The sequence below is a fragment of the Limosilactobacillus panis DSM 6035 genome (genome assembly GCF_001435935.1).
GTDB lineage: Bacteria > Bacillota > Bacilli > Lactobacillales > Lactobacillaceae > Limosilactobacillus > Limosilactobacillus panis.
In genome coordinates this window covers 1-237 of record NZ_AZGM01000026.1, presented here as the reverse complement: position 1 = coordinate 237, position 237 = coordinate 1, and the positions used below count along the sequence as shown (strand labels likewise).

At 39.7% G+C, this 237-nt stretch carries 1 protein-coding gene; it reads right to left on the bottom strand.

Annotated features, from left to right (window positions below; translation table 11 throughout):
- A partial coding sequence (locus FD32_RS10175; protein ID WP_476703301.1) for a transposase occupies positions 1–204 on the bottom strand: 204 nt, incomplete at its 3' end.
- Positions 205–237 lie beyond the last annotated feature (33 nt).

Genomic DNA, 237 nt, shown 5'->3' with positions numbered 1-237 from the left:
AATGATACCATAGCTGTAAGCCAGTAAAACTAACTTTAACAGCATTCGTGGATCATACTCTCTTGGTCGACCCATAATATTGGGTCGCCGCAGCGCTAAGCTTTCAACCAGCCGATTAATATAACGTGCTGGATGATTTAACTCAGGTTCATAAGCAGTAGGTATGTTCAAACTAAGTTGATTCATGTTATAATCAGGTTCCAATGTTTTTGTATCCTTTCGAGGGTATTTTGGAGG